Here is a 7,793-nt window from a genome sequence, read left to right on the forward strand (position 1 = left end):
GGGGTGGGGCGGCCCGCAGCAGGGTCAGCGGGTCGCCCGTGCCCAGGACGGTCCGGTCGGGTCGCACGAGCGCCGCGCGGGTCGCCCCGCGCCGCAGCCACCGCCGCAGGGCCGGTGACCGGTCGACCGGCACGCTGAGCACGCCGCGCCGCCGCGCCTCGGCGGTGGCCGCCGCGCTCAGCGGACGGCTGGTGACCAGGGCGAAGGACGAGCCGAGCAGGTCATCGAGGCGGCGGCCGTCGGCCAGCGGGGCGTTGGGGCAGAGCCGGCCGGCGAGCCCCCACGGCGTCCGGCGTCGCCACCGCAGGACCGAGGGGCGCAGCGGCGGGGTGGCGCTGTCGAGGACCCGGGCACGCAGGCCGGGAACGTGGACGAGCCGGGGCGCGACGACGCGCCGCAGCACGTTGCCGATCTCGCCGCCCTCGGTCATGGCCCGGCCGATTCCCACGGCGAGGCGGATGAGGGAGGTGACGTGGGGGCGGCGTTCGGCCTCGTAGCTGTCGAGCGCCCGGTCGGGCAGGCTGCCGGCCAGGACGGCGGCGAGCTTCCAGCTGAGGTTGGCGGCGTCGCGCAGACCCGCCCCGAGGCCCTGGCCGATGAACGGCGGCGTGAGGTGGGCGGCGTCGCCGAGGAGGAACACCTCCCGCGTGCGCCACCGGTCGGCGACCTGGGCGCGGAAGGTGTACTCGGCGCAGCGGACAACCGTGAGCGCCTCGAACGGCAGGCTCCCGGTCCACGGCCGGACGAGCCGGTGCAGGGTCGGCGGGGCGGACAGGGCCGTCGCCGTCTCGCCCGGCAGCAGGCGGAACTCCCACCGGTGGCGGCGCGCCCCGACGCGCAGGTAGGTGGCGGCCCGGCGGGGGTCGCACACCTGGTGCACGCCCTCCCAGGCGCGGATCTCCGCGTCGGTGTCGACGTCGACGACGAGCCAGCGTTGGGCGAAGCCGAGGTCGCGCATCGTGCCGCCGGTCCGGGCTCGGACGGTGCTGTTGGAGCCGTCGCAGCCGAGGACGTACCGCGCGGTGAGGGTTTCCCGCAGGCCCGACGCGCGGTCGATGGCGGTGACGGCGACCGGCCGGTCGCCCTCGGCGCGGACGGACTCGACCTCGACGCCGCCGCGCAGGTGGACCAGGGGGTTGCCAGCGACGGCCGCGCGCAGCAGTGCCTCCAGCGCGGGCTGGTCGAACATGTTGGCCTGGGGGTGACCGTGCGGGCCGGCGGTCGTGGCCCGGCCGAACTCGGCGAGGACGCGGTGGTCGGGGTCGAGCAGCCGTAGTCCGGCCGCCGGACGGGCGATGGCGGAGAACCCCTCGTGCACGCCGACGCGGTGCAGGATCCGGCACACCTCGTCGTCGAGGTGCACGGCACGGGGTCGCGGGTAGGGCTGCGCCCAGCGGTCGAGGACGACGGAGGCGACGCCGTGACCGGCGAGCAGGGCGGCGGCCGTCATGCCGGTGGGTCCCGCGCCCACGATGACGACGGGGACGGCGACGTTCATGGGCTCACCTCTTCGGCTTCCCGCCCCGGCCGCCGCCGGGCAGCTCGGCCACCTTCCGTGCCCGGACCTGGACCGGGCACCTGGAGCCTAGCGGCCGAGGCGGCGACCGCAGCGGCGCGGAATCGACCGCCGACGCCCGCCCGCGACGACACAGGGATAGTCGCTCACCGATTGACAAAGTTTATGTTGCAAACTTAATCTGCGGTTCTCATGGGTGCCACGTGCGCATTCGCTGACGCCCCACTGGCACCACCAATCGGCGGCATCTTCTCGGCAAGGAGCGTCATGATCGGCATACGAGGCACCACCCGACAAACCCGATGGCGGGCCGGCGCGTTCACCAGCGCGGTCACGATGCTGCTGGCCGCCGTCGGCGTCCTGGTGTCGGGCACCGCGCAGGCGGCGGCGGGCTGCGCGGTGACCTACCAGGTCAACAGCCAGTGGCAGGGCGGGTTCGGCGCGAACGTGGGCATCACCAACCTCGGCGACGCGATCAACGGCTGGCGGCTGACCTGGACGTTCCCCTCCGGCCAGCGGGTGACGCAGGTGTGGAACGCCACGGTCACCTCCTCCGGCAACGACGTCACCGCTGCCAACGTCGGCTACAACGCCGCCATCGCCACGAACGCGACGGTCTCCTTCGGCTTCAACGGGTCGTGGTCCGGCGCGAACACGAACCCCACCTCCTTCGCGCTCAACGGTGTCACGTGCACCGGCGGCGTGGGCCCGACCACCGCGCCGCCCACGACGCCGCCTCCGACCACCCCGCCCCCGGCCGGCAACGCGATGGCGGCCGTGGCCGACATGCAGCCCGGCTGGAACCTCGGCAACTCCCTGGACGCCGTCGGCGCCGACGAGACCGCCTGGGGCAACCCGCGCATCACCGAGGCGCTGCTGGACAACGTGAGGGCGCAGGGCTTCAAGAGCGTCCGCATCCCGGTCACCTGGAGCGCGCACCTGGGCGGCGCGCCCAGCTACCCGATCGAGGCCGCCTACCTGAACCGGGTCAAGGAGGTCGTCGACTGGGCGCTCGCCGACGGCTTCCACGTGATGATCAACATTCACCACGACTCGTGGCAGTGGATCAACACGATGCCCACCGACCGGACCAACGTGCTGGCCAAGTACAACGCGGTCTGGACCCAGCTGTCGAGCGCCTTCCGTGGCTCCTCGTCGAAGCTGGTGTTCGAGAGCGTCAACGAGCCGCAGTTCACCGGCAGCTCCGGCGACGCCCAGAACGCGACGCTGCTGAACGAACTCAACACCTCGTTCCACCGCATCGTGCGGGCCTCCGGCGGCAACAACGCCACCCGCCTGTTGGTGCTGCCCACCCTGCACACGTCGTCGGATCAGGCCCGCCTCGACGAACTGGTGGCCACGTTCAACGCGCTGAACGACCCCAACCTCATCGCGACCGTGCACTACTACGGCTACTGGCCGTTCAGCGTGAACGTCGCCGGGGGCACCCACTTCGACGCGACCACCCAGAAGGACCTCACCGACTCCTTCGACCGGGTGTACAACGCCTTCGTCGCCAAGGGCATCCCGGTGATCGTCGGCGAGTACGGCCTGCTCGGCTTCGACCGGCACACCGGCACCATCGAGCAGGGCGAGAAGCTGAAGTTCTTCGAATACTTCGGCTACTACGCGCGAACCAAGAAGCTCACCACCATGCTGTGGGACAACGGGCAGCACTTCGGCCGCACCTCGTTCCAGTGGAGCGACCCGGAGCTGATCGCCCAGATCAAGTCGAGCTGGAGCACCCGCTCCGGCACCGCCTCGTCGGATCTGGTGTTCAACGCCAAGGCCAGCGCCATCACCGCCAAGACGATCACGCTGAACCCCAACGGCACCACGTTCCAGGGCCTGCGCCAGGGCAACACCGACCTAATCCGGGGCACCGACTACACCGTCAGCGGCAACCAGCTCACCCTGACCGCCGCCGCGCTGACCCGGCTGACCGGCAGTCGGGCGTACGGGGTCAACGCGACGTTGCACGCGCGATTCTCGGCCGGCGTGCCGTGGCGTCTCAACATCATCACCTACGACCGACCGATCCTGAGCAACGCCACCGGCACGACCAGCTCATTCGCGATCCCCACCCAGTTCCGCGGCGACCAGCTCGCCACGATGGAGGCGAAGTACGCCGACGGCAGCAACGCCGGCCCGCACGACTGGACGTCGTTCAAGGAGTTCGACGTCACGTTCAAGCCGAACTACACCGGCAACTCGATCGCGCTGACCTCGGACTTCTTCGCCGCAGTCAACGACAACGCCCCGGTGACGCTCACCTTCCACTTCTGGAGCGGTGAGAAGGTCACGTACAAGGTGACCCGCTCGGGCAGCAACGTCACGGGCACCACCGCCTGATCGACCGGCACCACCGGGCCCGGTCCCGCCCACCGTCGCCGTGGGCAGGGCCGGGCCCACGACCGTCGGCACACCGGCCGCCGCGTGCTGCTGCGCTCGGGGCCGGGTGCCGTCGGCCCGGTAGTAGACGACCAACTGGTCCGGGCCGAGCCGGGCCAACCGGCCGGGGTCGTGCCCAGGCCGAGGCGCGAAAGCCGCGACCAGCAGGTCGCGCACCGACGAACCAAAGCGCCACGCCCAGGTCGTGGAGGCCAGCTACCAGGCGGCCCCGCAGTTCCCCCGGCGCGCGGACGACCATAGGGCCACGCTATGAACCATTCGATATATATCGATACTCGCGGATACGTCTTAGGCTCCTCCCCAACCGCTCGACCGGCCCATTGGGTTACACGAAGCCCACCGGGCTGGCCAGAACAAGGGAGGACCGGGAGATGACACTCCCCCGCACGAGCCCCCGCCGGTTGGCCGCCTTCGGCGTCCTCACCGCCGCCGCCATGGCCGCCGCCACGGTCGGCGCCCCGGCCAGCGCGGCGCCGGCCACCGGCGACATCCTGTACGCCGGCAGCCCCACCGCGGTCAAGGACAGCTACATCGTGGTGCTGAAGGACAGTACCGTCGGCGGCCGGGCCGGCACCCGGGCCGCCGCCGTCGCGACCTCGGCCGGCACGCTCGCCGGCCGGTACGGCGCCACCGTCGGCCACGTGTACGGCGAGGCGCTCAACGGCTTCGAGGTCCGGCTGTCGGAGCGGGCCGCCAAGCGGCTGGCCGCCGACCCGGCCGTGGCGTACGTCGAGCAGAACCAGACCGTCACGGCCACCGTGACCCAGACCAACCCGCCGTGGGGCCTGGACCGGATCGACCAGGCGGCCCTCCCGCTGTCGGGCACCTACAGCTACACCAGCACCGGCTCGGGCATCGTCGTGTACATCATCGACACCGGCATCCGCACCACCCACAGCCAGTTCGGCGGGCGGGCCGTCGACGGCTACGACGCGGTCGACAACGCCCTGCCGGCCGCAGACTGCAACGGCCACGGCACGCACGTCGCCGGCACCGTCGGCGGATCCACCTACGGCGTGGCCAAGAGCGCCCGGCTGGTGGGCGTACGGGTGCTCAACTGCTCCGGCAGCGGCACCACCGCAGGCGTCATCGCCGGCGTCAACTGGGTGACCTCCCACCACCAGGCCGGGCAGCCGGCGGCGGCGAACATGAGCCTCGGCGGCGGCCTCAACACCTCCCTGAACACCGCCGTGGCCAACTCGATCGCCGACGGCGTCACCTACGCGGTGGCCGCCGGCAACTCCAACGCCAACGCCTGCAACTACTCCCCGGCCGCCGTACCGACGGCGATCACCGTCGGCGCGACCCAGAGCAACGACGCCCGCGCGTCGTACTCGAACTGGGGCACCTGCGTGGACATCTTCGCGCCGGGCTCCAACGTGCTGTCGGCCTGGTACACCAGCGACACGGCCACCAGCACCCTCAGTGGCACCTCGATGGCCGCCCCGCACGTGGCCGGCGCCGCCGCCCGCGTCCTGCAGAACAACCCGTCGTGGACCCCGGCCCAGGTTGCGTCGTACCTGGTCTCCACCGCCACGACCGGTGTGGTGACCAGCCCCGGCTCCGGATCCCCGAACCGCCTGCTCTACCTCGCCCCGACCAGCTGACCTGACGACCAACCGCCGGCCCCGGGGTGGTGACCCCGGGGCCGGCCCGTCGGAAAGGACCGGACATGATCGTTCCTGGCAGCCGACGCCGGCGGTCGCTGGCGGCGGCCCTCGGCGTCGCCCTCGCCCTCGGCGCGGGCCTCGTCACCGCGACACCGGCCGCCGCGGCCACCGGACAGATTTGGCACGCCGGCGGCGGCACCGCCGTGCCGGACAGCTACCTCGTGCTGCTGGCCGACCGGGCCGCCGCCCGGTCGGCCGCGTCGGTCGCCGCCGCCGCCGACCGCCTCGCCGGCCGGTACGGCGGCGTACGGGGCCGCGTCTACCACGCCGCCCTACGGGGCTTCGAGATCCGCCTGCCGGAGCGGGCCGCCCGCCGGCTGGCCGCCGACCCGGCCGTGGCCCTGGTCGAGCAGGACCACGTGACGACGCTGGCGGCCGGCGTCCAGCTCAACCCGCCGTCGTGGGGGCTGGACCGCATCGACCAGCGCGCGCTGCCGCTCGACGGCCGGTACGCCTACCCGAACACCGCGCCGAACGTGCACGCCTACGTCCTCGACACCGGCGTCCGTGCCAGCCACGCCGACTTCGGTGGCTCCGTCGCCGGCGGGTACGACGCAATCGACGGGGCCCTGCCGGCCGACGACTGCAACGGCCACGGCACCCACATCGCCGGCACCGTCGGCGGCCAGCTACACGGGGTGGCCAAGGACGTCCGACTGGTGCCGGTGCGGGTGCTCAACTGCGCCGGCAGCGGCACCTGGTCGCAGGTCATCGCCGGTATCGAGTGGGTCACCCGGTACGCGGTGAAGCCCGCCGTGGCCGTCATGGGCCTGGGCGGCAGCGCCAGCGGCACCGTGGACGCCGCGCTGACTGCCTCCATCAACTCCGGCGTCACGTACACCGTGCCCTCGGGCAGCTCGGCCAGCAGTGCCTGCAACTACTCCCCCGCGCGGGTGCCCGCGGCGCTCACCGTCTCCGGCACCGTCTCCACCGACGCGAAGATGAGCTCCGCCAACTACGGCCCCTGCGTGGACATCTTCGCCCCCGGCGCAGGGATCACCTCGACCTGGTACACCAGCGACACCGCCACCAACACCATCAGCGGCAGCCCGATGGCCGCCGCGCACGTCGCCGGCTGCGCCGCGCTCGTGCTCTCCGACCACCCCACCTGGACCCCGGCCCAGGTGGCGGCGCACCTCGCCGCCACCGCCACCGCCGGCGTGGTCGGCAGCCCGGGCGCCGGCTCGCCGAACCGGCTGCTCTACTGCGGCCCCTGACGCCCGGGCGACCGGGTCGGCCATCGCCCGAGGCCCGCCGACGGCGGGCTGCGGTGGCCGACCCGGTCACCGCCGCAGCACGGTGACCGCGTCGCCCGCCGCCGACCAGGTCCAGGTCCAGCCGGTCGGTGGCGGTCTCCCACACCGGGGTGGTGATGACCACGCCACCGGCCACGCCGATGCCGCGACGACGACGGCCGGCGCCGGCGCGCCGCCTGGCGGTCCGGTTTCGGTGGGTCACCGGGACAGCGCGGGGCGTCGCCCACGGCGACCGGCGGCCGACCGGCCCCGTATAGAGTCTCGCCGTGATCGAGATCGGGGCGCAGATCGACCTGTCCCATCCCACCGGTCGGGTCTGGCGCGCGTTGACGGACCCGGCGCTGCTGGCCCGCTGGTACACCGAGGTCGAGCCCGTCGCCGGCAGGCCCGGCCGGCTACTGCTCTACACGGCGGGACTGCCCGGCTTCGACGCCGCTGTTGACGCGGAGGTGACCGAGCGGCGGGAGCCGGGCGCGCTCGTCCTGCGGTGCCAGGAGGCCGCTCGGCGAACCTTGCTGAGCTGCGCCATCACCCCCACCTCCGAGGGCTGCCGGCTGGTGGTCCGCGAGCGCCTCGAACACGGCTTCTGGCCCGTGGAGCAGCGCGCGCGCCGCGAGCAGTCCTACCAGCAGGCGCTGACCGGGCGGCTGCCCGCCATTCTCGATTGGCTGGCCTTCCAGCAGGTCGACCTGCGACGCGACCAGGGGCCGCCGACGGCCGAGGTGCCGCTGGTCGAGGCGCTACGCGACGTGACCGCACCCGCCGGTCGTTGGCGGCGCACCGCGCTGCTCGCGGCGCTCGGCGGCGGCGTGCTGGTCACCGGGCTGACGGCCTGGGTCCTGCTGCCGTCGAGCCCGGACCGCGCCGCCGCGCCCGACCCGGCGACGATGCCGCCCGTCGCCACCACGGCCGCCAGCAGCCCGCCGCCCCGAGCCACCC

Annotated in this window: 5 protein-coding genes; 4 read left to right on the forward strand and 1 reads right to left on the reverse strand. The window is 73.2% G+C overall.

The window, feature by feature from the left end; all coding sequences use genetic code 11:
- The coding region (locus E1258_RS27500) for a bifunctional 3-(3-hydroxy-phenyl)propionate/3-hydroxycinnamic acid hydroxylase (protein ID WP_132406234.1) at positions 1-1,498 on the reverse strand (1,498 nt) is incomplete at its 3' end.
- Between the two features lie 285 nt (positions 1,499-1,783).
- On the opposite strand from E1258_RS27500, the gene E1258_RS27505 reads away from it, so the two are divergent.
- The 4 genes from E1258_RS27505 to E1258_RS27520 form a co-directional block, all read left to right on the forward strand.
- Positions 1,784-3,868 carry a cellulase family glycosylhydrolase gene (locus E1258_RS27505; protein ID WP_371688694.1) on the forward strand — a complete coding sequence of 695 codons (2,085 nt, stop codon included), beginning with the start codon at positions 1,784-1,786 and terminating at the stop codon, positions 3,866-3,868.
- 431 nt (positions 3,869-4,299) lie between these two features.
- Positions 4,300-5,535 carry a S8 family peptidase gene (locus tag E1258_RS27510; RefSeq protein WP_132406238.1) on the forward strand — a complete coding sequence of 412 codons (1,236 nt, stop codon included), beginning with the start codon at positions 4,300-4,302 and terminating at the stop codon, positions 5,533-5,535.
- 65 nt (positions 5,536-5,600) lie between these two features.
- Positions 5,601-6,815 (forward strand): S8 family peptidase, encoded by a 1,215-nt coding sequence (locus E1258_RS27515; protein ID WP_132406240.1) that lies wholly within the window; start codon positions 5,601-5,603, stop codon positions 6,813-6,815.
- Positions 6,816-7,120: 305 nt separating this feature from the next.
- Positions 7,121-7,793 (forward strand): SRPBCC domain-containing protein (locus tag E1258_RS27520; protein ID WP_132406242.1); only part of this gene is annotated, 673 nt, incomplete at its 3' end.

Source organism: Micromonospora sp. KC207, assembly GCF_004348615.1.
In the GTDB taxonomy this organism is placed as follows: Bacteria; Actinomycetota; Actinomycetes; order Mycobacteriales; family Micromonosporaceae; genus Micromonospora.

Excerpts from the sequence above, each read along its gene's own strand:
- E1258_RS27505 (WP_371688694.1), top strand. The coding sequence starts at position 1,784 with ATGATCGGCATACGAGGCACCACCCGACAAACCCGATGGCGGGCCGGC.
- E1258_RS27510 (WP_132406238.1), top strand. The coding sequence starts at position 4,300 with ATGACACTCCCCCGCACGAGCCCCCGCCGGTTGGCCGCCTTCGGCGTC.
- E1258_RS27515 (WP_132406240.1), top strand. The coding sequence starts at position 5,601 with ATGATCGTTCCTGGCAGCCGACGCCGGCGGTCGCTGGCGGCGGCCCTC.